Below are 24,976 nucleotides of genomic sequence, written 5' to 3' on the forward strand. Positions count from 1 at the left end.
GTGATTGCCTACATCAGGAATTTCAGCACCTCGTTCATCCTCGCGATGGCGATTTGGCCGTTCCTTTCGGCCGTGCTGACCCTGCCGATCCTCGCGGGAATGTACCACCGCTACCACCGACTGCGTTCCAGCGCGGTGCTCGCGGCGTATCTGTGCGTGCTCTACGCGCTCGGGCTGGTCACGTTCACGCTCTACCCGATGCCCGACGATCCGGCCACATACTGCCTGACGCACGCGCATCGTCCGCAGCTTGATGTAATGCAATTTATGAGCGATCTGGCGTTCGGCGGCAAATCCGCGGCGTTGCAGCTTCTGCTCAACATCGCTTTCTTCGTTCCGCTCGGTTTCGCGCTCTCCCGCTGGGCCCGCTGGAAGTTCTATGTGGTGATTCCGGCAGGATTTTTGGTGTCCCTCTTCATCGAAACCTCGCAGCTTACGGGCGTCTGGCACATCTATCCGTGCTCGTACCGCCAGTTCGACGTCGACGACCTGCTGACCAACACGTTGGGTGCGGCCATCGGCTGTTTCATCGCGTGGATATACGGCGCTCTGGTGCCGGTTCGCAAAGTCGAGGACCGTAACGAGGTCATCGAAAAGCCGGGATTGCTGCACCGGACCGTCGCGCTGATGATTGATCTGGTGTTCATCGCCGTCGTGGATGGTTCGCTGACGCTCGGCTCGATTTACCTCTTCCAGAAATCCTCCAGATACCTCCCCAACGGCACGTACATGTTCCTCGGGCACGCCTTCGGAACCGGCGTATCGGACGGCCTGGCGCGGTTCTTCACCCTGCTTTCGTTCGTTATCTTTGAAGTCCTCATCCCCGTCACCCACCGCGGGCAGACGCTGGGCGGCATGTTCACGCACATGAGCTGCGAGACCAAGGAACGGCACGGCGGCGCTCGCGTGCTGTTCTATGCGGTACGGCTGGTGGTGCTGTTTGCGGCGTTGCAGCTTTTCGGAGCCAACGGCGGAGGGGCCGGCGGTTCCAATGGCATCGGTCTGTTCGGCGCGTCCTCGATCAAAGTGGGTATGGTGACTATTTTCGTGCTCGTCGTCTTCTGGCTGTTCGCCCACCAGATGCCCTACGACCTCATCCCTGGCCGCGATTGGGATGCCGGCGGCTATGAAGCCGGTGGTTACGATGGCGGCGGTTCCATGTATGGCGATGGCAGTCACATCAACTATCCCGGTTGATTTGTTCTTCGGTCTTATGTGCAAAATGTGCGTTTTACGATAGCTATAGTGCATATTTTTCACATGGCAGTGCAAAATGTGCGATTTATAAAAATAAAACGCACTTTTTGCACAGAACAGCCCGCCGAGGGATGCGAAATCGATGGCGGGCCGGATGAGTTGTGGTGTGCAATGGGTCAGCAGACGCCTTGGGCGACCATGGCGTTGGCGACCTTCACGAAGCCGGCGGCGTTGGCGCCGAGCATCAGATCGCCCTCGTGGCCGTACTCCTTGGCAGCGGCGAGCGAAGTGGCGACGATGTTCTCCATGATGTCTTTGAGCTTGCTGTCGACCTCTTCGAAGGTCCAGCTCAAACGGTACGAGTTCTGGCTCATCTCCAGGCCGGAAACGGCGACACCGCCGGCGTTCGAGGCCTTGGCGGGCCCGTAAAGGAGGCCGGCCTGCTGATAGGTCTCGATGGCTTCGGGCGTGGACGGCATATTCGCGCCTTCGCACACGACCTTGCAGCCGTTCTTGACGAGCGCGGCCGCGGATTCGCCGTCGACCTCGTTCTGCGTGGCGCACGGCAGCGCGATATCGCACGGCACCGTCCACACGCCCTTGCTGCCCTCGTGGTATTCGGCACCTGGCACACGGTCGGCGTATTCCTTGATGCGCCCGCGGTGACCGAGCTTGATGTCCTTGACCACGTCGAGCTTGATGCCCTCCGGGTCGTAGACGTAGCCGTTGGAATCGGAGCAGGTGACGACCTTCGCGCCCATCTCCTGCGCCTTTTCGATGGCGAAGATGGCGACGTTGCCGGAGCCGGAGATCACCACGGTCTTGCCATCGAAGGAGTCGTTCTTAAGCGTGCGCAGCGCGGCGGCGGTGTAGTAGCAGAGGCCGTAGCCGGTCGCCTCGGTGCGGGCCAGCGAGCCGCCGTATTCCAGGCCCTTGCCCGTGAGCACGCCGGAATACTCGTTGCGGATGCGCTTGTACTGGCCGAAGAGATAGCCGATTTCGCGCGCACCCACGTTGATATCGCCGGCGGGGACGTCAGTGAACTGGCCGATGTGACGCTGCAGCTCGGTCATGAAGGCCTGGCAGAAGCGCATGACTTCGCCATCGCTGCGGCCCTTCGGATCGAAATCCGAGCCGCCCTTGGCGCCGCCCATCGGCAGGCCGGTCAGCGAGTTCTTCAGCACCTGTTCGAATCCGAGGAACTTGATGACGGATTCGGTCACCGTCGGGTGCAGGCGAAGGCCGCCCTTGTAAGGTCCGATGGCGGAGTTGAACTGGATGCGATAGCCGCGGTTGACCTGTACGCGGCCCTCGTCGTCCACCCAGGCGACGCGGAATTTGATGGCGCGCTCGGGCTCGACCAAACGTTCGAGAATGCCGTTCTTCTCATATTCCGGGTGCTTGGCAACCACCGGTTCCAACGTCTCGAAGACCTCGCGGACGGCCTGCAGGAACTCGGGCTGGTCGCCGTCACGCTTTTCCACCTGCGCATAGACGCGCTTGACATACTCATTGGTCAGCATTGATACTCCATTGTTGAGTTGATATTACGATTTTTATTGTAAGAATCTCGCGGGTTCGGTGAAAGAGGGGGTTCAAAAAAAGCGGGTATTTTTTCGTGCTGTTAACGGAATGGAAACATAGGTAACGGCATGTGATAAACGAGAGAGTTTCGTGTCATTGAAAGCAGACGAAAGACGAATAACCGCTATTGTATTACGTAACGTATGTGCGGGATGGAATGTATTGCAGTGTAAGGAATCGGAGGAATCGGAGGAATCGAAAGGAGGGGAAAACGAATGGAAACGTCTGATTGGGCGAAACAGGCCGGTTTGCGCATGGCGATATGTTCTTTAAATCGATAGAATAGAAGTAATACGCTATCGGGAGGAGAACTACCGTGTTCAAAGGGTTCAAGAAATTCATTTCGCGCGGCAACATGATCGACATGGCCGTCGGCGTGGTTATGGGCGCCGCGGTGACCTCCGTGGTCAATTCCATCGTCGACAGCCTCATCAACCCGCTGATCGCCATGATCTTCGGCAAACCGAATATGAAGAACCTGCTGACGATCACGTTCAACCACTCCACCATCTCGTTCGGCGCGGTGCTTGGCGCACTGATCAACTTCCTGCTGATCGCCGTCGCCGTCTACTTCTGCATCCTCGTGCCGATCAACAAGTTCCGCGACATGTCCGAGGCGCTGTTCGAGAAGAGGGACAAGCAGGAGCAGATCGACGCAGACAACAACAAACAGCAGGAGGCCAGCACCGACCAGCAGACCGTCGACCTGTTGAAAGAGATCTCCGATGAGCTCAAGGATATCAAGGCGCAGGCGCCTCAAAGCGACAAGTCGGGCAACAAACTCGTCCGATAATGCGGTAAAAACGCTGTTTCGTTGGCGTTGATGGATAGTATGCTAGGTAACAGAGACTTGTTTGGCAATGAGAGGCGGTAAGGTCAGGCTATGTTCGACCGTAACGATTTGCTGAGAAACGGCAAACTGAGGAACGTGCGTCTTGCGAAGCAAGGCAACGATTCCGTACGGACGAATGACGTGAACGCCACGGATTACTCCCCCAGCAGCCATGACCCGAACCACCGTTACGACTCGGAATCCGTAGGTAATACACATTTCCAGCCTCTTGCGGGCAATAAGAAAATGACCTCCCGGTCCGCGATTTTCCCTGAGGTGAGTTTTTCGCATATCAATCTTCCGGCGACGGTGCTGGATTGGAAACGCGAGAATTCCACTGCGGAAATGGCCACGATGACTTTCGTGATCCACGGCCATGTGGAAATCAGCACGCCCGACAACAAGATCCTCAAGCGCCATCCGGGCGTATACCTCATTCCCCCGGAAACCGGCGACGTTGTTTACAAAACCACAGCGCCCGCCAACGAGCTGATCGGGGTGAGCCTTTCCTCGCGTCTGTTCGCCACGATTCTGCCTGATTACAAGACTTTCTTGATGATGGGCCAGAACACAAAGCTCGACGTCGTATCGCTGCAGCCGCTGCTCGCCTTCGTGGTCAGCGCCTGCAATCTCAACAACCCGCATTCGCAGATGGTCGATACGTTGGAAAACGTGGCCAACGACGTCGCGCGCTCGCTGCTGATCGCGTGCTTCGGGCAGGGTATGAGCGTGATGCCGCTGATTGAGCGGGTGCGCAAATATGTCTCTCAGAACTACACCGACCAGACGCTGAGCGTCACCAAGACGGCCGAACACGAGAATGTCTCCGTGCGTACCGTCCAGCTGGCGCTGCAGGAGGCGGATACCAATTTCACCGCGCTCGTGCGTCGTGCCCGCACCGATGCGGCACTTGAGCTGCGCAAGAGCCAGCCGTCGCTGACGTTGGTGGAGATCGGCGACCGCTGCGGGTTCGGCTCGGTTTCCTCGTTGCGCCGCGCGCTGAAGTTGTACGAACAAATGGAAAACCGCGAAGTCGATCCGGAGTAACGCGACGGCCGCGTTGCGGTGCCTTGTCTGCGGTGTGATTATCGAGTATTCGGCTATTGTGCACACCGTTCTGTAGGAATGTATATATACAGTATGTATGCATATATTTGCATCGATGTAAATAGACATGTGAAATCATGCTGTCCAATGACATAGCGTTTTAAAATAAAGATAATTGAGCAGATTATATATTTTGTTCGTATTACGCATGATTTGTTTCATTCAGCGCATAATCTGACGTTTGCATTTCAATCCTGCAATACTAGAAACTGTTATAGATGTGGGTTGAGCGTCTGTTTTTGTTGATTTTCTCGGATAAAAGCTCCCCACGCGAACTCTCAATGAGAGGAGAGAATTGAATGTTTAGACCAGGAAGATTGAAGCGACTGGCAGCCACCGCAGGTGCCGTTGCGATGAGCCTCACCGGGGCGATCGGCTTTGCCACTGCTGCCGATGCGGCACCTTCGCAGGTTGGTGCGCAGGACGGACTTGAACGTTCCGCTGCCGCCGATGGCACCGGACGTTTGAAGGACAGCATCAACTGGATCGAGTGGGGCGACACCGACGGCGAGGCCATCGACGGCTCGCGCGTGGCGTGGACCGCTCCGGTTCAGGCAGGCACGAACGATTGGATTGCCACCAGATGCGACATTGAGCCGTCGAATGATTTCGGCACGAAGAATCCGCTTTCCCCGTCTAACAGAATGAAGGTCTATCAGCCCGGCGACTACTATGGCGACGGACTCGCGCAAATGTATTACCAAGGCGGCGCCGGTGGTGACAACACCATGAAGATCGGCCTGGCCAACGAGAACGACGGCGACACTGTCGATTTCGACTTCTCCTGCCACGCCTATCTCATTGATTCCCCTTCGACTCCTACGCTTACCGCGGATACCGATACCTCGGGTTACCGCGATGTCGGCCTGCAGGGTCTGGTGTTCGCGGACTCCGAATCCAACAACTGGACCGCCAACAGCGACTACGGCCAGAAGGAATACATCAAGGCCCAGCCGACCGAGAGCGCAACGGGCGCCAACGCCCCGACCTGGCGCTTGCTCGACAGCTACCGCACCGCAGGCTGCACCACCAACTCCGTGGCCGAGCTCGCCAGCGACGGCACCACGATGCGTTTCCGCTCCGACGGTGGTCAGTGCGCTAACGAAGGCGGCACAGGCCCGTCCTCGGTGATGTTCCTGCAGAACTCACACAAGGCCCACGTCGAGCTCAAGGGCGGTGGCGTGACGGCCGTTGCGCTGGGCAGTATCACGGCGATGGACTTCGGCGATGCGCCGACAACTTATGGCACCGCAAGCTCGCTCTTCCAGCCCGAATGGACCGGCGGCAAGCTCGGTGGCGAAGGTATGCCGGGCAAGCCCTACCCTGGTGATGATACCGATCCCGACAACGCCAACGCCAAGGGTGCGCAACTTTATAATCTTTCCGCGGCCAAGGACGCGTCCAACGACCAGCCGCTGTATGTGGCCAATTTCAAGGATCCGGAACCGCGCCTGGGCGCGCATGAGGATTCCGAGACCGTCGCCCACCCCACTGCCGACGATTCCGATTACTACAAGACCGGCGCCAACTGGGATGACGAACACGGCGACAGCTCGAAGCTCAACGACGCGAGTGGCGATGTACAGAGCGACGAGGACAGCATTCCGGCCGCCAACTTCAGCAAGGATGGTGCCGTCAAGGTGCTGCCTTCCGGACAGGGCACCAACAAGGGCACGTTCCAGCTGAAGGTCAGCTGCGCCGGTACGGGCAATGTCAAGGGCTGGATTGACTGGAACAACAACGGCACGTTCGACGAGAGCACTGCCGCCGGCGCCAATGAGGCCAGCGACCAGGTGGCCTGCAACGCCGATGGCACGGCCACGCTGACCTGGCATGTGACTCGTGACGCGAAGCGCCGTGTCCTCTCCGAGGGCACTGGTTCCTCATATATGCGTCTGCGTATCGCGGCCCCCAGCGCCGGCGACCTCAAGGCCAGCGGACTGACCACTGATGCCGGCGAGGTCGAGGACTATCGCGCCGATATTCATGTGCCTACGCTGAACGTGCGCACCGACATCGTCGGCGACCGCAAGAACCCCACCGATCAGTTCAAGATGACCGTGGACGGCGACGCCAGCAATCCTGGCGGTGTCGGCGATTCTTCCGAGGCAATCACAGAAGGCTCGAGCGGCGGCATCCAGGGCAAGCAAATCGCTCAGAAGAGCGTCGGCCCCGGTTTCAAGTACACCATCAAGGACGATCTGGTCAGCGGCGATCCCAATGACTACCAGTCCTCGGTGGAGTGCGTGGATCTGAGCAAGGATCCCAACGCGCCCGTCACCATTGGCACGGACGGCCATATGCAGATGCCGGCCGATGACTATGACGCCAACGTGCAGTGCACCTACAAGAAGACAGCAATCGGCGACGGCCAGCTGACGTTGGTCACGCAAGTGAACAACAACCATGGAGGCTCCGCCAAGGGCAGCGATTTCACCTTCGACGCGACGCCGACGCCTCACGAGGGCACGACGCCGACCGATCCTAATGCGGCAGCCAAGCACTATGCGGTCGATCCCAATGCCGAAGGCGAGGATGGCGCCACCGCAAGTGACTCCCATACGCTCGACCCTGATTACGACTATGCGATCACCTCATCCGATGTGCCTGCCGGATATCATGAGGTTGTTCCTTCCACTCCCACTGATCCCAATACAGTGGTTCAAGGCAATATCACCTACACCTGTGTGAAAGATGACGGCACCGTTTGCAAGCCTTCGTTTACCGCGGACGGCAAGCTCGACGTACAGCAAGGCCAGCATGTCACCGGCACGCGAGTCGTCGAAGATCAGCCAGCCAAGCTGACGTTGAAGACCGTGGTCGACAACACCTACAGCCCCGATGGCAAAGACAAGTCATCTGACGACTTCGCTTTCCGTGTGACGCCCGACGGCAAGAGCTCATCGCAGGCCACGAAGTACGACAGTGACAGCGGCGCCCATGAGATGGCGGCCGGCAAATATACGGTCAAGGGCATTCTGAAGGATGACGATGCCCACATGCTCGGTTGGGAGCAGCAGGGCGAGATTGCCTATACGGATGACGCCACGGGCGCTCCGCTGACCGCCGCACAGGCGCAGATCGCGCTCGCCAACGGCCAGAGCGTCACCGGTGTACGCAAGGTACGCGCCCAGCCCGGCAGCCTCAAGGTCGTCACTCACGTCGATGGCGGCGACGCGCAGCCGAGTGATTTCCCGGTTACCGCGACGCCCAACGGCGGTGGTGACGCGGTCAGCCTGGCGGACAACACCGCCAAGGATCTCAAGGCCGCCGATTACAAGATTGGTACCGATATGTCCGGCCAGTCCGGTTACGAGGTGACCAAGGACCTGAGCTGCGTAACCGGTGCCCAAGCTGATATCGCCGGTTGGCCAGCCAACAAGAGCAATCCGGGCCTCAACATCGTGCCGATTTCCAGCGATGACGCCACGTTGGCGCTGAAGAACGGCGCGTTCGTCGCCTGCGAGCAGACCGTGGCCCCTAAGGCCGCGAAGCTCAAGCTGACGACCAAGGTTGAGGGCGGCAACGCGAAGCCGGAAGACTTCAAGTTCACCGTGGCTCCGACGACCGGCTCTAATGAGACCGTCTCCGAAGGCAAGACTGTGGATGATATCGCCAACAACGACATCGCTTCGGTGACCGGTTCCGACAAGGACAACTACGAGCAGGTTGGCGACATCGCCTACTACAACGATGACACCGATCCCGGCCACACCGGAACTCCAATGACTTTGACTGAGGCCAAGACGGCTCTCGCCAATGGCCACAACGTGACCGGCGTGCGCACCATGCAAGGTGCGCCGGCCAAGTTGACGCTCAAGACGGAGATGCAAGGCGATGGCACCGTTCCGAATGGTATGGACTTCACGGTCAAGCCAGGGGATGGCGGCGCTGATATTCCCGTTACCAACGGTGGCAACACCGGTAATATCCCCGGCGGCACCAAGTACACGGTTACCGGCGCGGCGCTTCCGGACGGCTATGAGGATGTCGGCGAAATCGTCTATACCGACGACGCCACCGGCAAGGTGCTGACCCCGGAACAGGCGCAGATCGCGCTCGACGCCGGTCAGCATGTCACCGGTGTGCGCACCATCGCCCAGAAGCCGACGCTCACGGTCCATCTCGACACCGACTACAAGTACGGCGGCACGGCTGCGGGCTCCGGCTCGAAGATCACTATCAAGCCGGTCGGCGGCTCGTCTCAGGATGTGACGCTCGATCAGAGCAAGCAGGTCGCGTCCGGCAAGTACTCCGTCGAAGAGGCGCTCAACGCGGGCTACAAGCTCGAAAGCATCAAGGTCTACACCACCGATGCCGACGGCAACAACCGCAAGCCGGTCAAGCTGAACGCGGACGGCACCTTCGAGGTGGCCCCGGGCTCCCACGTCCTCGTCGATCTGAAGAACGTCGACGTTCCCGGCACGCTGACCTGGTCGCGCTACGACAGGGACGGCAAGACCTTGCTCAACGGTTCCGAATGGCAGCTGACCGGCCCGAACGGCGAGAAGATTGACGTGAAGGACTGCACGGCGCTTGAGTGCACCGGCGCCGACAAGGATCCGACGCCTGGCAAGTTCAAGGTCACGGGCCTCAAGTGGGGCAAGTGGACGGTCGCCGAGACCAAGGCCCCGGCCGGCCATGAACTCACCAAGCCGGTGACGCTGACGCTCGACCCGTCCGCTAACAACGGTGACGGCACTGGTCTGTTGCAGGCCGCTTCGTTCAAGAACGGCAAGACCGCGGAGGCCGCAAAGCTTTCGGCCACGGGCGCCGAGGTCACCGGTGTGGTGGCGGTTGCGCTCGTCACGCTGATGCTCGGCATGGCGCTCGCAGCCGGGACGCGCAGGATGCTGCGTCGCCACGAGTGAATGAGGTGAACGCACAGGCAATCTGATGAGCCAGCAGTTGTTGGCTCATTGGGGTGACATGACGGTGGGTAGCAAGGGATTCAGTCTCTTGCTACCCACCGTCTTTTTGGTTGCTTGCATAGGATATGTATATTTACAACGGCGTGAATGATATTGCGACAATGACGACGTTTTATCGCCATTATTATGCAATATTTATGAATAAACGTATTTTCTATACAAAAGATAACCGTATGGCTTCTCCCCTCGCGTAAATGACAAATTACTGTATTTCTTGTGAGAAGGTAGTTAAGAATGAGGAAAATTATCATCAGATAGCATTTCTTTTTCATGCACATCTGAGACGGGGGACGAAGAAGTGTCGGAATGTCAACAAAAGCGTGGTACGGCAAGCGGGAAAGCAAGGCGGGAGCATAGTCCATTGCGTAAGATCGCGGCGATTGCCGCTACGGCCGCCATGGCACTGACGGGACTGGTGGTGGCAGCCCAGCCCGCAAACGCGGTTTCGGCGACCGGCGGCAACGGACGCATGCTCTCCAACATCAATTGGGTCGAGTGGGGCAGCGCCGGTGAAAGGATTACCGGCAAGAAGGTCACGTGGACCACGCCGATCGAGATAGGGAGCGGCCACTGGCTTTCGACGCGTTGCTCGCTGGAACCGTCAAACGGCGTCGACACCGCGCTTTCGGACAAATTGCCGATTCAGGCCTATAGGACGGGCGTGTATAGCGGCGACGCTCTGGCGCAAATGTACTACAAAGGTGGTTCCGGAAACGAAAACAAACTGACGGCTGGGCTCGCCAACGTCAACAACCGCGAGACGGTGACCTTCGATTTCGGTTGTGCCGCCTATCTGATTCCTTCGTCCGGCAACCCGTCGGCCACGCTCAACGACGGCACCGATACGAGCGGCTTCGGCTCCGTTCCGTTGCAAGGTCTGGTGTTCGCCGACGCGGAATCCAACAACTGGACGCGCCATCAGCAGGAATACATCAAGGCCACGCCGATAGAAGGCAATCCGACCTGGCGTCTACTTGACAGCTACCGCACGCCTGGATGCCGCACGAACTCCATCGCCGAGCTCAAGGATCGCACGCTGCGCTTCCGCTCCGACGGCCCGCAATGTTCTAATCACGGTGGTACCGGGCCTTCGTCGGCTATGTTCCTGCAAGGTTCCACCGGCGCTCGGGTGACGTTCAGAGGCGGCGGCGAGACGGCCGTCGCGCTGGGCACCATCGTCGCCTCCGATTTCGGGGATGCGCCGCAAAGCTACGGGGCCGCAGGCTCGCTCTTCCAGCCGCAATGGCATGGCGGCGCGTTGGGCTCCGATATCGCCGGTACCACGTATAGCGAAAAGGACCCCATCGATCCCGATTCCTCTATGGTCGGTGCCCAGTCCTTCAACCTCTCTCAGGCTCGCGATGCCGCCACGGCATCTGCCGACTCGAATACCGTTGCGAATTTCGCCCAGCCTCAGCCGCGACTGGGCAGCCGCGAGGATTCCGAAGCCGAACCGCACTTCAGCTCGGGAGCCAATTGGGATGATGCACATGGCGATGTCGGCGCTGATGGCAAGGTCATCAACGACGAGGACGGCGTGGATATTCCCGCCGATACCAAGGCCATCAATGTGACCCCCGATTCGTCCGGCCGGTATTCGCTGGCCGTTCGCTGCAGCGGAACGGGGGACGTACGCGGGTGGATCGACTGGAACCACAACGGCAAGTTCGACGAGGCTCAGGCCAGCGCCGGCACGGACAGGAATGCCGAGGCGAGCGATCAGGTGGCCTGCGCCGCCGGTGGCGCGACCCTTCACTGGCAGGTTCCCGACGATGCCCAGAATCAGATTTCGGCCAGCGGCAATCCCTCGTATCTGCGTCTTCGCATCACCAGCAGTACGGGTTCGGCCATGTCTCCGACCGGATTGGCGAGCGGTTCCGGAGAAGTCGAGGATTACCGGGCAGATGTGCACGTGCCCACCTTGAGCGTGCTGACCAACATCGTCGGCGGGCGCAAGAATCCTGCCGACCAGTTCACGATGAACGCCCAAGCCGTATCGCCCAGCACGCAGGATCTGAGCGTGACCACCAGTGGATCCGAAAACGGTATTCAGGCCGCGCAGATCGGTCCACGAAGCGTCGCACCGCGCAGCGAATACCGGATATCGTCGGCGCTCGCTTCCGGTTCGCCTACGCCTTCCGGTGACTATGCCCAGACCGTCAAGTGCGTCGATGCCAATAATGGCAATGCTCCCGTGGCTTTGGACGGCAACGGCAAGCTGGCGATACCCGACAATTACGATGCCAACGTGCAGTGCACCTACCGTGAGAAGGCGTTCCCCAACCCGACGCTGACGCTGGTCACCGTGGTCCATAACCGGCATGGCGGCACCAAGACGCCGGGTGACTTCACCTTCACCGCTGCCGACAGCGACGGCGATCCGGCGCACGTCTATCATTTCCGGAACACGGCAGGCGGAGATTCACATGTCGTACTTGACGGCGATTACAACGTCACCGGATCGGCCATTCCCGACGGGTATAAGCAGGACGGACCGATTACCTACGTCAACGACGACACCGGGGCCACCGTGCCGATGGTCGATGGCAGGCCGCAATTCACGGTCCGTGAGCATATCATCGGCACGCGTGTGGTGGAGGATCTGCCGGGCAACCTGACGCTCAAGACCGTGGTTGACAACAGCAACGGCGGCAGCGCCAAACCCGGCGATTTCAACTTCTCGGTGACCGCGGACGGCGGGGATCGCAGCGATACCACGCCGTTTGCGCAGGGTGAGAGTCGCAGCGTCAACGCCGGCAAATACACGGTTGAGGGGTCTGATCTGCCGGTCGCTTATGAGCAGGTCGGCGATATCGTCTATACCGACATCACTGCAAACAGGCCGATTTCCGCCGCCAACGCGCAAATCGCCATTGCCAACGGACATGCGGTCGTCGGCGTGCGTACCGTGCGTTCCAAGCCCGCAACCATCAAGGTGATCACGCATGTCGACGGGAATGGTAATGGTTCCGGGAACGGCAATGGGTCCAGCAACGGATCTGGCAACAGTAGCGTAACCCCTGCCGATTTCCCGGTGAGGCTGGTTCCGTCGTCCGCTGATGGCGGTTCGGACATCGCTCTGCCCGACAACGTCGATCGCAGTGTGAAAGCCGGTAGCTATACCATCGTTACCGACATGTCGCGCGAGCCGGATTATCAAGTGACGAAAGCCATGAGCTGCATCATCAACGACTCTGAGGATGTTTCGCTCGACACGGGCAAGCTCGATCTTCCCAACGACCAAAGCGTGGTCTGCGAGCAGACCGTGGCCCCGCGTCCCAAGCCGGTTCAGCCGACCGGGCCGACCGGGCCGACCGGACCAAGCGGACCTGCGCAGCCTTCGCAGCCTGCAGAACCGAACGCGAATCCGCAACCCAAGCGTGCCATACCCGCGACGGGTTCCGACGTCGCCGCTATCGCTGCACTCGCCATCGTCACGCTGTTTGCCGGCTTCGCGTTGTCCGCTGCAATCAAACGGTATGGCCGTCGGTAACGGGGTGTCATGCTGGTAACGGCAGGACGCGCTGAACACGAAATCGGGATGGTAGGAATTCAAGTGTTCTTACTATCCCGCTTTTATCTGTGCAGCTTTGCTTTGAGCCGGCCGAAGAGGGATTGGCGACGGCGGATGGCGGCAGGGAGAATCGGACAGCCGGCGCAGACCAGTGATTTCGGGTCGGGGTTACAGCCGTCGCCCGTTGTGGAGTTGCAGGAACGCAGGTCGTAGATGTCGAGGCGGCCGGCACGGCGCTCGCGCTCGATCGCCAGGTTCACGAAGTCAAGCGGCAGGCCCAGCTTGTCCGCCACCATACGCGGTGTGCGGCCGTGAGTGAGTTCGTCGATGATTTGCTGCGTGACCGGAGTCGAACAGGCTGGTCGGCTGGTGGAGATGCTTTTCGCGTTTGCTGTTTTTGCGTCACGAGGCTCCGCATTGAATGAATTCGTGGGTTTTGCGGTCTTGCGGAACCCCGACGGCGTCGCGCTCATAATAATCGTCCGACTTGGAAGACGATAATGGCAAGAATATAGGCCACTATCAGGCCTGTCGCCACCGATTGCAGCGCGGTTTTCATTCCATATTGCCGTTTCATTTCGGCCACTGTCGCCAAGCAAGGGGTATAAGCGAGGATGAAGATCATGAAGGCTGCGGCCGCAGCGTTGGGGTGCCCGTCGCTGGACTTCTCAAAGCTCTCGTGCACGGCCTGGCCGAGACTCCCCTGGCCCTGTGCCTGCTCGGATTGATCGCCGGAATCGTTGATGGCGTAGCTCTGCGAAAGGGAACCGACCACGACCTCCTTGGCCACGAAGCCGGTGACCAGCGCCGAGGCCGCATGCCAATCGTCGAAACCGGCCGGCTTGAAGATAGGCGCGATGGCCGATGAAGCCGCGCCGAATACGGAATTCTCCACCCTGTCGACGTGGCCGAAGGTGTTGGGGTTGGCCGCGCCCGCAGCGCCAGCGGAAATCGGGATGGCGGAAAGCACCCACACGACGATGAGCATGGAGACTATGACGGAGCTCGCGCCGGTGATGAACGACCAAAGGCGCTGCAGCACGGACTTCAGCAGTTGCAGCAGGCGCGGCATCTGGTAGGGCGGCAGTTCCATGGCGAACGGCTGAGTTTTGAGGTCCCTGAACTGCGTCTTGCGCAACGCAAAGCCGACCGCGAGGATGATGGCGATGGAGCTGACGTACATCAGGAAAATGGCCAGCCCCGCAAACTTGCCGAAAAATGCGTAGGCGAGCACGACGTAGACGCTCAGTCGCGCGGAACAGGACGTGAAGGGAATCAGCAGGCCGGTTAGGAGACGTTGTCGTGAATCCGGCAGCGTGCGCGTGGAGGCCAGCGCGGGCAGGTTGCAGCCGAATCCGACCACCAACGGCAGAAAGGCGCGGCCGTCGAGGCCGACCATGCGCATCGCACGGTCCATCACGAACGCCGCGCGCGCCAGATAGCCCGAATCCTCGAGCAGCGAGAGGATGATGAACATGATGCCCATCGGCGGGATGAACGTGCACACTGTGATCGCGCCGTTCAGGAACCCGTCGACCACCAGCGAATAGAGCCAGCCGTCGAGCGCTCCTTTGCCGGCGATGGCCGTGAAGATCCAGGCGATGCCGTCGGTGCACCAGCCGCGCAGGGTGACGTCGAACCAGTCCTGCAGCGGGCCGGCGAGCGTGGTGGTCGCTTCGAAGACGAGGAACATGGTCACCAGGAAAACGACGATGCCGATGGCCGGGTGCAGCAGCACGCGGTCAAGCTTGTCGGATGGTGTCTCGCGGTTCGCTGCGGCCGCCGCGCCCTGTGGCAGGTCTTTGTTGATTTCCCGCAGCTTGGCCGCGATCCACTCGAAGCGTTCGTCGGAAGTCGCGCGCACCCACTGTGAGACTTCCTCCTGCGTGGCGCTCGCAGGCGGCGCCGGGATGCTGGTGATCGGCGTCGGCGTCAGCTGCACGTGAATCTCGCGGGAAACATCTGCTCCGCCATCGTCCAAAGAGGGTGTCGCATTTTCCGCTTTGGCAAGTGTGGCTTCTACGACTTCTGAAGCTTTATGTGCAGCCTCGATTACCGTTTGTTTGGCCGCTTTTGTCGCGGTTTGTCGTGTGGTTTCGTCGGTTTCAGCATCCGGCTGAGAGGCGTTTATGGCATTGTCTGGTTTCTCTGCCGCATGCCTCTGCTCTGCTGCTGCTTTGATTTCGGTCAAGGTCGCCGATATGGTGTCTAATAATTCGGCCTTGCCAACGCCCGTGCGACCGTCGACGCGGACCATCGGGATGCCGTCAAGTGTGCGCTTGAGCCGCTGTAAGGTGATTGGTGAATCCTGCTTTTCCGCCAGGTCGAGCATGGTCACGGCGATGATGATGGGGAATCCCAGATCCATCAGCTGACTCAAAAGGTAATACGATTTTGAGGGTGAGGTCGCGTTGAACGTAAAGACGATGACATCGGGCTTCGCATAGCTGCGACGGCCCATCGCCGCCTCCCCCGCGACCTGCTCGTCGGGACTGTAGGCGTCGAGCGAAGTGGTGCCCGGGGTGTCGATAAAGTCCCAGCGCTCGTGCTTGCCGGTGGCGGCGTCGCTGCGTTCCAAGCTGCCGGATTCCACCAAAACCGTGGTTCCCGGCGCATTCATCACCGTCGCGCTGGCGCCGAGTACCGCGTTGAACAGCGTTGATTTGCCGACGTTCGGGTTGCCGACGAAGACGATGCGCGGGTTGGCGTGTGCAGGTTTGCCGGTGCCGCCGTGCATGCCCGTCATGCTCATACCGGCCATATCGTCGGTGCCGTCGCCGTGATGCTGGTGGCTGTGGTTGTGGCTGTGGCCGTGACGTTGCGGCAACAACACCGCAAGCCCGCGCCGATGATGATGCCCGCCGTGGCCGCCATGCCCGCCGTCATCAGTAAATCTATCGATACCATGCCCGCCGTGTTCCGCGTAATTCTCGCCTTTGCTCGCAACGTCGTTGGCACCATGCCCGCCTTCGGGCCCGCTGACGGATCCACCTGAACCGCAGCAATCCGCCGGTTCCGGCATCAGATCCGGGTCGTTCAAATGGTTTGTGTCACTGAGATTATTCGCATTGTTGGTTCTGACGGTGCTGCTGGAAGCGTTTGCTTCGTTGCGGCTATTGTGTTTTTTAATTTGCCCGGTATTGTCGAAACTGTTCATATCGTTGTGGCTATTGCGCCTGTCGCATTCGTTGCCGGGTGCTATTGCTTCGTTGCCAAGGTTTTCCGCGGGTGATGTGGCCGTAGTCGTCTTGTCCATATTCGCCCGCCAAATTTCGCCGATAATTACTACTTAATACTATAAACGTTGCGTTCGAGGGGACACGAAAATATGACGCGCGGTGGCCCCGTCGATCGCGATGCGTTCGCCGCCGTGCGCGACCACGCAACCGCCGAACATCGCCTTCTGGATCACGCGAATCGGCTCGTGCAAGCGGAACCCGAGCTCGCCCAGCCTAAAGCGGCTGCGGGCCTCGAAATCCATCCTGCATATCTCCACCTCAACCCCGAGCGGGCAGGTTCGCAACGTTTCAGCCATACATTGGACCTTAGTTCATTACCCGCGCCGAGTAAAGGTTTTTCGCGAAAATCTCAATATTTATTGACATCAGGAACAGAAAGTTAAGAAATCATTAGTAGCGGCTATGTTATGAGATTCAGTAGAAGTATTCCATATTATTCCAAAATGCTCTTTGATTTGGCATAATACGGAATAATTGAGAATAAAAAGTGGGAATAACGGTTCAGCGTATTAGCCAATATTTTCCTTTTAAACTATTAGCTATATCAATCTGAAGTGGAGCTAGCCGGGTTCGAACCGGCGACCCTCTGCTTGCAAAGCAGATGCGCTACCAGCTGCGCCATAGCCCCAGAAACACAACGATTCTCACTGTTAATCTTGTTTGGATTGAAAAGCAGGAATCTTGCGTGGGCCCGGGAGGACTTGAACCTCCGACCTCATCCTTATCAGGGATGCGCTCTAACCAGCTGAGCTACGGGCCCAATCAGCACGTCTTGAGACGTACAAAGAGATAGTTTACCATCTGAGTGCCGATAGTCAACCCGGCAGCGTTGCGTGTCGTGAACATTTGTTGAAGATATAAAGATTCCGGTCAATCGCACGCGAGACAATGCGGGTATGCCTTATCGACGCCGCCAGAAAGCCAAAACCGTTTCGCGCACCGTGCTGCGTGTCGATGACATGGACGTCAGCGTGACCCGCAAAACCATGCGCAATATGTATCTGCGGATCAAGCCGCCGGCCGGCACGATCGAGGTAAGCGCTCCGGCGAGAATGAGCGACGTGAAAATTGCGGCGTTCGTGCGGGAACGCCGGGACTGGATCGAACGGCAAAGAAAAGCAATAGCCGAGAAAGCTGTGTCCCCCTCTTTTGAATGGACGGACGAGCGGAAGCGCGCGGCGAAAGCCAATATCGACGCGCAATTGCCCGTGCTGCTTCGGCGCTGGGAGCCGGTGATCGGGCGCAAGCCGACGCATATCACCCTGCGGCTGATGACTTCGCGCTGGGGATCCTGCACCCCTGCGACCGGTCGGATTCGGCTCAATCTGCAGCTTGGGCTGATGGATCCGCGCTTTCTTGAGTACGTTTTGGTCCATGAAATGACGCATCTGTGGGCAAACGGACACGGTGTCGAATTTCAGCGGCGGATGGATGTCTACCTGCCGAATTGGCGGGCTTTGCGGCGCGATCTGAACCGCGAAATGGTGTGGTGACGAGAAATTTTGTAGTTGAATGAAGTTGTGTGATAGTGAGAAGGCATGAAGGGTGTAGCATTGTTTTATGATGCTGCGAATCAACAAGGACCAGTTGCAAAGTCTTTTGCGCAAGCATGGGACTGAAATCGGGAACGGCAAATATACCACGTATGTCGTTAATTTGATTGCTGCTGTGTTTTATGCTGTCTCTGCGTGGCAGGCACCTAGTCCTTGGCTGCGTTATGTGCTCTTGATAATTGCTGTTGCACTTTTAATCTGGAATGCTGTACAGCTTTTTAAAGTTCATCGCAATGATCATTTTGACGCAGAAGTTCTTTATAAGGAAATCGAGAAAATGGATATAACAGAGAAGCGCAGTTCGATTATTGCTGTTCGCGATGCCAGCGGCCCATTCAAGAATCGTTATCTTGTCTATCATGATCAAGATTGGGATTGTGAGTTCTTCCCGAATCATCGCACAATAGATGAGGCCAAGGCGAATAAAAAGGCCCTTGCGGATTATTTGTCGAATAATTTCGAGATTCCTGAAGATAGTTTTAAGTTAGAGCGTGTCGGCGCTGGTTCTAATCGGAAGCCAAGCACTGAACATAATGGTGAGATGAGGTATTACGATTATACAATTTATCTCGCTGATGTAGCCAAGATTCCTCCCCAATGGAGTGCCGGCTCGTTTACTGTGGGGTCGAAAGACTGTAAATGGATGACTATCGATGAAATGATGGCGGACAAGCGGATAAGGAAGATTAACCAAGATGTGATAGGTCTTGTTCGCAATTATGCAAGCTGAATACAGCTTGTCTCATTTTGTTCGTGAGCCATTTTATTAGATTAATATTTGTGCATTTTTATGGGCCTTGCTGAGGGTCAAGCGACGTATTTTGCGGTAGCGTTGATAGTGAAATATGGCCGCCTCGGCGACGCGGCGGCATGGCATATGGCGGCTCGGAAGGGCAGCGAGGAGGTTCTCAATGGTGGGAACGTTGGCCGGCAATACGGCGGAAAACGAAGGAAAATCCGAGATTCGGCTTGGAAACACCGTCACGTCAAAGCGGGCGGTGGTGACGGGCGCATCCAGCGGCATCGGGCGTGCGACCGCGCTGCAACTTGCTTCGGCCGGTTGGAAGGTTGTGGCGCTCGCGCGTAGGCGTGACAAGCTCATCGAGCTTTCCGACCAGCTTGGTGACGCCTGCGAATACGTGGTGTGTGACGTGACCAACGAAGTCTCGACGCAAGCCGCGGTCACGAGGATTTTGCGCGGCGGGCCGGTGAAGGCGCTGGTCAACTGTGCCGGCGGCGCCATCGGGCAGGATCCGATCGAGGAATGCAGCGTCGAGGATTGGCGCAAAATGTATGACGTCAATGTGCTCGGCACGCTGCGTATCACCCAGAAACTGCTGCCGGCGCTCAAGGCGGCTCCGGGCGGCGGCACGGTCGTCGTCGTTTCCTCGACGGCAGGCATCGAGCCTTACGAAGGCGGCGGCGGATATTGCGGCGTGAAGTCGGCCGAGCGCGTGCTGGCTCAGACGTTGCGCTTCGAGCAGGTCGGCCAGCCGCTGCGCGTCATCGACGTCTCCCCCGGCATGGTCGAGACCGAGGAGTTCTCGCTCAATCGCTTCCACGGCGACCAGGCCAAGGCCGACGCGGTCTACGCTGGGGTGCCGAGTCCGCTGACCGGCGACGACATCGCCGAGTGCATCGAGTGGGCACTTGACCTGCCCGACAGCGTGGATATCGATTCGATTGTGGTGCGCCCGCGCGCCCAGGCTTCCGCCCAACGCGTCTATCGCGAGAGCTGAAACGAGATTTGATAGTTGACATAAAAGTGCGCCGCCACCCATATTGGAATGGATGACGGCGCGCTTATTGGTTATTGGAGTTCGCCAGGTTTCATGCGAATACGGTGATGCGCTCATCGCGGAACGAAACCGAACAGCCCCAAAGCTCAGGCGTGCGGGGTCTCTTCGATCAGATGGCTGTTCATGAACCAGTTGAAGTGCTCGAGTTCCTGCACGTGGTCCTGCATGATGTTGGAGCTGATGACGTCGATCGGATCGAGCTCCTCGTAGGCCTTGCGCTCGGCGATAATGAAGTCGCTGTAGTAGTCGACCAGCGCCTTCAGATAATCCTGGGTGTTCTGGCGGCCCATGAGCTTGAATTCGCTCCAGGTGCGGTTGCTGATGATGGACTCCGGGGTGCCTTCGGCGCTGCCGCCGAGGGTGGCGATGCGTTCCGCGGTCTCGTCGGCCATGTTGCGCACGGCGTCAACCTCGGGGTCGATCATTTCGTGCACGCCGATGAAGCTCGGGCCCGCGACGTTCCAGTGCGCGTGCTTCAAGATCAGCGAGGCCTCTTCCTCCTGCGCCAAACGGTTCTGCAGGATCGAGACGACCTTGTCGGATGCTGCCTGATCGATGCCAGGGCTCAAAAATTCATCTGCCATAATTGTTTCCTTTCGTTGGGGACAATTGCTGGTTTCCATTCTAGCCATTTATGATATTGGACACAGAAATTCATCAGTAGCCCAATATCGCCAAAAGGCTTGAAATATCGGGCTTTTTGCGCTATGTGTGAGATAAGTCTCATCGTCGTATATCGGCACTATTTGCGTTACATGCAACGTTTGATTTTTAGGCGGCATGGGTCTACGAGGAGCAGGGGCGAATCGTGTTAGCCAGATAGTGCTTGGATGTCGTTTTCTGGTTGTCTACGCGGCATCTTCGATTGAGCTGAGTCCGACGTTTTTATTGAAGATGCAGGCTCACGTATCTGGTGGTGCGTCCTGCGCCGAGTTTTTGGATTTGGCCTTCGTCGAGCAGGGTTTTCAGCGTGCGTTCGATGGTCGAAGTGCTGATGTCAGGAAGCGTTTGCTGAATATCGGCCTTGGAAAGAGGGGTGAGGCTTTGACCCAGAACGTCGGCGATGCGTTGTTTTTTGGTCGTTGGATGGCGCAGGGAAGCTGAAGTGCTGACGATTCCGGCACGTTTGTCGAACTGACGATAAGCGGTAAGGATGATGCCAAGCAGATAGTTGACGAACGGTGTGTAATCATTGGTGTTTTCGTTCCAGCCGATGGTGCTCGCCGCCAGCGCTTCGTAATAGGTGTTGCGGCTTTGCTCAATGAGGTGTTCGATGCTGATATATTTTCCGATTTCGTAACCAGAACGATAGAGCAGAAGCAGTGTCAGCAGTCGGCTCATACGGCCGTTGCCGTCATTGAACGGGTGGATGCAGGTGAAATCGAAAACGAACATGCATGTCAGCAATAAGGAATCAACGTTGCCGGATTCGCTTGCTTTGCAATAATCGTCGCAAGCCGCTGCAATGAGATCAGGCGTCTGAAGCGATGATGGTGGCGTGAACCTCACTCTTGCGTGTCCGTTGCCATCGGATTCCACAATCATATTGTCGGTGTCTTTCCAGTGGCCGGCGAACACAAGTGGTGTATGCCGGAAGAGGTCGCGGTGCAGTTGCAGGATAACGTTCGGTTTCAGCGGGATATATGCATAGTTTTCGTGGATGGTATTGAGCATATCGCGATAGCCGGCGATTTCTTCCTCATCGCGGTTTCGAGGCGCTACTTTTTCGCTGACAATGCCGGCCAGACGCTTGTTGGTGGTTGAGATTCCTTCGATGCGGTTCGATGCGTCGGTGCTTTGGATACGGGCGACATTGACGAGTGGTTTGGCGAGGTCCGGGCTGATTTGCAGCTGGGTATTCTGACGTCCTTTAGCTTCGTGAATTGCATTGAGCAAGTTCACGGTTTGCGCCGTCAGCAGCTTGCTCCCGGACTGCTCATAGTCAAAAGTATGCATATTATCTGCACCATTTTCTGCATCATTAATTACTTTTCTGCATCATATTATATCAAACTGATGCAGAAAAGTGGTGGATGAGGTAGAAAGCAGCTGAGCGATAAAACTACAATTGAAAGTGAGATGTCCATGGTTCCGGAATTTCGATGAAGAATGGAGAACTATCTTGTTGGAAAGATATTGCAGCACTGCAGAATTCGATGATTCAATACCTCCAAAATATCGGTATTCGCTTACGCGATATTGGGGTGAAGAGGATTTTTCTTTTAGTAATAACATTTGTGCCTTTATCCTTATGAACCCGTCCACGGCTTCCGCGAGCACAGATGATGCAACTATAAAATGCTGTGTTAAGCTGGCTCGGCAATGGAATTGTGATGGCATTATAGTAATGAATCTGTATGCTTTACGAGCAACTCGGCCGAATGATTTATGGAAAGAGTATGAACGGAATAATAAAAAATTTGCCACGATTGTAGGTTCTGAAAATAATCAAAAGTTGCAGGAACTTGCTGGTAACGCTAAAGTCAAGACAATTGTTTTGGGATGGGGCAATTTAAGTAAATATAGGGATGGAAAAGAAAAAATTCAAGATGAGGAAGAAGAAATAAAAAGAAGAGTTAAGGAAATTATGAACTTTGAGGAATGGAAGGCGAAAAAGAAAGCGATACGGTGCCTTTGCAAAGGTGGAAAAGGAACAAAATCTAGCCCATACTTCCCTATGCATCCACTCGGATATCAGAGGATGCATAACAGATATCCCGAGAGATATCCTGTAATCAATTCATTAGATAATTTAGTGGAATGGGATAATGATAACTAACGTGAAAGTTGGCCTTGGAGGAATCTAGTCTTCCTTGGTGCTGCCGCTTTTGCGCACTTCGAGCGTTTCGATTCGGCGACCGTCGACCTTCGTGACCACCATGTCGTAGCCGTCGTCGGAGTGCAGGGTCTCGCCCACTTCGCCCATGCGGCCGGTATGCGCGAGGAAGTAGCCGGCGACCGTCTCGTAAGGTCCATCTTCCAGCTCGATGCCGGTCAAGTCGGCGAAGTCCTCGATGGTCATGCCGCCATCGACCGTGGCCACGCCGTCCACGAACGCGGATTCGCCGTTGCGCCCGTCTCCGATGCCCGCGCCCGCGCCGGTGCCGTTCTTGTCGTCAGGTAGGTCGTATTCGTCGCGGATGTCGCCGATCAGCTCCTCGGTCATGTCTTCAAGGGTAACGATGCCGTCGGTGCCGCCGTATTCGTCGATGACGACGGCCAGATGAATCCCGCGTTTGCGCAGCAAGGCCAGGCTCGGCAGGATTTTCGAGGTGCCGGGCAGCGAAATGCCTTCGCGGGTGACGTCGGCAACGGTTTTGGCGTTCGGATCGCGCACGTCGAGCAGGTCGCGGACGTGAACGAAACCAATTACGTCATCGAAGTCGCGCCCGGTGACCGGGTAACGCGAATACGGCATATCGCGCACGTACTTCGCGGCTTCCTCGATCGGCTGCGAACCCTCCAAAAAGACCACGTCGGCACGAGGCCGCATCACCTCGGCCACAATGGTTTCCGAGGCGTCGAACACGTCGTCCAGGATGGTGCGTTCGTCCTTGCTCAGGTTGGAGTTGGAATTGACCAGCACGCGCAGTTCCTTGTCGCTGACCTCGCTTTCGGTCTGGCTCGGGTCGAAGCCCATGAGCCGGACGATGCCGTTGGTGCTTTTGGCGATGGCCCAGATGATCGGGCGGCAGATTTTGGCGAACACGTCGATGGCAGGTACGGCGGCGCGGGCGATCTGCTCGGTGCGCTGCATGGCGATGCGCTTGGGGACCATCTCGGCGATGATGATGTCGCAGAACGAGATGATGAGCGTCAGCGCGACCGTAGTGACCGGTTCCGCGATGTGGCGGGCGACGCCCCAGCTTTCGACGACGGGCACGACCCAGGGCGCGATGGCGGATTCGCCGAATGACGCCGAGAAGAAGCCCGAGAGCGTTACGCCGATCTGCACGGTGGAGAGGAACGTGTTCGGGTCGCGGCCGATTTTCGCGACTTTCGCGCCGCGGGCGTCTTCCTGCTCCATTTCGTCGAGCTGCGAGCCGCGCAGGCTCACCAGCGCGAGTTCGGTGCAGGCGAACACCCCGCCGATAACCATAAAGACGAAAACGAAGACGATATCCAGTGCCAATGACATGCCCCCAAGTCTAGAAGAGCCGGAGGTCAAACGGATAAGCCGGATAAGGCGGACCGCGCAATCACCTCAATGCCCACACGAACGGCGTAGGTCAAGTTGCACCGGTACCAGCTGCACGTCGGGAGCCTCGTCCGGGTTGAGCGCGGTTTTCACTGCGAGTTTCGCGATGGATTGCGTGTCTTGGCGCAGGGAACTGAGCTGCGGGGAGGTATACAGGCATTCTTTGGTGCCGTCGAAGGAAATCAGCCCGACCTCTTCCGGGACGCGTATTCCTCGCTCGTGCAGGGCCCGGAGCGCTCCGATGGCCTCCAGATCGGAACCGGCGAAAATGGCTTCGGGCCGCCCTTCGTTGCCTGTCGCGGCATTGTCCAGCAGCGACAGAGTCGCCTTATAGGCGCCTTCGCGGGTGAAGTCGGATTGCACGATCGGACCCACGGCGAGCCCGTGTTCGCGGTGAACTTCTGACCAGGCCTGTACACGGGGGTCCGAGGGGTCGGCTCCGTGGCCCAGCAGCATGGCGATGCGCCGGTACCCGTGGCCGAGCAGGTGGTTGGTGGCCAGTTGTGCCGCCTGCCGAAAGTCGGACGAGACCACTTTGGCACCGACAGCCCGCCTTGAGTAGTCAAACAGGATGAAGGGGCAACCGCGCGCGTCCAGCGACTGGAAGACCTCGCCGGACTGCGGGAATTCGCCGAACACCGCGTCGACGTCGCGTGCCAGGAGCCGTGAGATGCAGCGTTGTTCGGTCAGGGCGTCGAGGTGGGAGCTCATGAACAGCACGGAATAGCCGGCTTTCGCTGCCTCTTTTTCCAGCGCGTCGTTCATATTGGCGAAAAATGGGTTCGAGAAATCCGGGACGATGACACCGAACAGCTTTGAAGTGCCGGCGCGCAACGCCTTGGCCATGGAATTGGGCTGGTAGTTGAGTTTGGCGGCTGCTTTGAGCACTTTCTGCCTGGTGTCCGCTGCGACCGGTTTGGGGCCGTCGTTGAACACGTAACTCACCACGGCCGTCGAGACGCCGGCGAGTTTGGCGACATCGGACCTTGTCGATCGGTTGGTTTTGCGGTTGCGCGTCATCG

General features: G+C 57.9%; 17 protein-coding genes and 2 tRNA genes. 9 read left to right on the plus strand and 10 right to left on the minus strand.

Translation table 11 applies throughout. The features are described 5' to 3' along the window. Positions 1 to 1,197 (plus strand): VanZ family protein, encoded by a 1,197-nt coding sequence (locus tag OZX71_RS00060; protein ID WP_277160049.1) that lies wholly within the window; start codon positions 1 to 3, stop codon positions 1,195 to 1,197. Between the two features lie 176 nt (positions 1,198 to 1,373). Here OZX71_RS00060 and gdhA read toward each other — a convergent pair whose 3' ends face one another. Further along, positions 1,374 to 2,720, minus strand: a complete 1,347-nt coding sequence (gene gdhA / locus OZX71_RS00065) for an NADP-specific glutamate dehydrogenase (protein ID WP_277160050.1) — start codon at positions 2,718 to 2,720, stop codon at positions 1,374 to 1,376. A gap of 377 nt (positions 2,721 to 3,097) precedes the next feature. On the opposite strand from gdhA, the gene mscL reads away from it, so the two are divergent. From mscL to OZX71_RS00085, 4 genes are all read left to right on the plus strand, one after another. Continuing rightward, complete coding sequence (mscL, locus tag OZX71_RS00070) at positions 3,098 to 3,574, plus strand: large conductance mechanosensitive channel protein MscL (protein WP_277160051.1); 477 nt, start codon at positions 3,098 to 3,100, stop codon at positions 3,572 to 3,574. Positions 3,575 to 3,664: 90 nt separating this feature from the next. Then, on the plus strand, positions 3,665 to 4,660 hold the full coding sequence (locus OZX71_RS00075) for a helix-turn-helix domain-containing protein (RefSeq protein ID WP_277160052.1): 996 nt from the start codon (positions 3,665 to 3,667) through the stop codon (positions 4,658 to 4,660). Positions 4,661 to 5,019: 359 nt separating this feature from the next. Further along, complete coding sequence (locus tag OZX71_RS00080) at positions 5,020 to 9,591, plus strand: CshA/CshB family fibrillar adhesin-related protein (protein WP_277160054.1); 4,572 nt, start codon at positions 5,020 to 5,022, stop codon at positions 9,589 to 9,591. A gap of 421 nt (positions 9,592 to 10,012) precedes the next feature. Then, on the plus strand, positions 10,013 to 13,144 hold the full coding sequence (locus OZX71_RS00085) for a CshA/CshB family fibrillar adhesin-related protein (RefSeq protein ID WP_277160055.1): 3,132 nt from the start codon (positions 10,013 to 10,015) through the stop codon (positions 13,142 to 13,144). 83 nt (positions 13,145 to 13,227) lie between these two features. On the opposite strand, the gene OZX71_RS00090 is transcribed toward OZX71_RS00085, so the two are convergent. The 5 genes from OZX71_RS00090 to OZX71_RS00110 form a co-directional block, all read right to left on the minus strand. Then, positions 13,228 to 13,638 (minus strand): hypothetical protein, encoded by a 411-nt coding sequence (locus OZX71_RS00090; RefSeq protein WP_277160056.1) that lies wholly within the window; start codon positions 13,636 to 13,638, stop codon positions 13,228 to 13,230. Next, on the minus strand, positions 13,635 to 16,205 hold the full coding sequence (feoB, locus tag OZX71_RS00095; protein WP_348519525.1) for a ferrous iron transport protein B: 2,571 nt from the start codon (positions 16,203 to 16,205) through the stop codon (positions 13,635 to 13,637). Before feoB ends, OZX71_RS00090 begins: the two co-directional genes overlap by 4 nt. A gap of 255 nt (positions 16,206 to 16,460) precedes the next feature. Then, positions 16,461 to 16,700 (minus strand): ferrous iron transport protein A, encoded by a 240-nt coding sequence (locus tag OZX71_RS00100; RefSeq protein WP_277145960.1) that lies wholly within the window; start codon positions 16,698 to 16,700, stop codon positions 16,461 to 16,463. Between the two features lie 259 nt (positions 16,701 to 16,959). Next, a tRNA-Ala gene (locus tag OZX71_RS00105) sits at positions 16,960 to 17,032 on the minus strand. Positions 17,033 to 17,090: 58 nt separating this feature from the next. Continuing rightward, positions 17,091 to 17,164: transfer RNA gene (locus tag OZX71_RS00110), tRNA-Ile, on the minus strand. Between the two features lie 136 nt (positions 17,165 to 17,300). Here OZX71_RS00110 and OZX71_RS00115 point away from each other — a divergent pair. From OZX71_RS00115 to OZX71_RS00125, 3 genes are all read left to right on the plus strand, one after another. Beyond that, positions 17,301 to 17,897, plus strand: coding sequence for a SprT-like domain-containing protein (locus tag OZX71_RS00115; protein ID WP_277145959.1), 597 nt, complete (start codon positions 17,301 to 17,303; stop codon positions 17,895 to 17,897). Between the two features lie 67 nt (positions 17,898 to 17,964). Next, on the plus strand, positions 17,965 to 18,687 hold the full coding sequence (locus OZX71_RS00120) for a DUF1206 domain-containing protein (protein ID WP_277160057.1): 723 nt from the start codon (positions 17,965 to 17,967) through the stop codon (positions 18,685 to 18,687). A gap of 181 nt (positions 18,688 to 18,868) precedes the next feature. Next, complete coding sequence (locus OZX71_RS00125) at positions 18,869 to 19,696, plus strand: SDR family oxidoreductase (RefSeq protein WP_277145958.1); 828 nt, start codon at positions 18,869 to 18,871, stop codon at positions 19,694 to 19,696. Positions 19,697 to 19,842: 146 nt separating this feature from the next. Here the strand turns inward: OZX71_RS00125 and OZX71_RS00130 are convergent, their stop codons facing one another. Next, positions 19,843 to 20,340, minus strand: coding sequence for a DNA starvation/stationary phase protection protein (locus tag OZX71_RS00130; RefSeq protein ID WP_277145957.1), 498 nt, complete (start codon positions 20,338 to 20,340; stop codon positions 19,843 to 19,845). A 301-nt stretch (positions 20,341 to 20,641) separates the two neighbouring features. Continuing rightward, positions 20,642 to 21,712, minus strand: a complete 1,071-nt coding sequence (locus tag OZX71_RS00135; protein ID WP_277160058.1) for a Fic family protein — start codon at positions 21,710 to 21,712, stop codon at positions 20,642 to 20,644. A gap of 166 nt (positions 21,713 to 21,878) precedes the next feature. Between OZX71_RS00135 and OZX71_RS00140 the strand changes: the two genes are divergently transcribed. Further along, positions 21,879 to 22,535 (plus strand): DUF1643 domain-containing protein, encoded by a 657-nt coding sequence (locus OZX71_RS00140; RefSeq protein WP_277160059.1) that lies wholly within the window; start codon positions 21,879 to 21,881, stop codon positions 22,533 to 22,535. A 24-nt stretch (positions 22,536 to 22,559) separates the two neighbouring features. Here the strand turns inward: OZX71_RS00140 and OZX71_RS00145 are convergent, their stop codons facing one another. Together OZX71_RS00145 and OZX71_RS00150 are read right to left on the minus strand one after the other, a co-directional pair. Further along, the gene (locus OZX71_RS00145) at positions 22,560 to 23,894 is read right to left on the minus strand and encodes a hemolysin family protein (protein WP_277160060.1); all 1,335 of its coding nucleotides are present in this window, start codon (positions 23,892 to 23,894) and stop codon (positions 22,560 to 22,562) included. A 66-nt stretch (positions 23,895 to 23,960) separates the two neighbouring features. Beyond that, on the minus strand, positions 23,961 to 24,974 hold the full coding sequence (locus tag OZX71_RS00150; RefSeq protein WP_277160061.1) for a LacI family DNA-binding transcriptional regulator: 1,014 nt from the start codon (positions 24,972 to 24,974) through the stop codon (positions 23,961 to 23,963). Positions 24,975 to 24,976: the final 2 nt, after the last annotated feature.

The sequence above is a fragment of the Bifidobacterium sp. ESL0764 genome, assembly GCF_029395515.1.
Classification (GTDB): Bacteria; Actinomycetota; Actinomycetes; order Actinomycetales; family Bifidobacteriaceae; genus Bifidobacterium.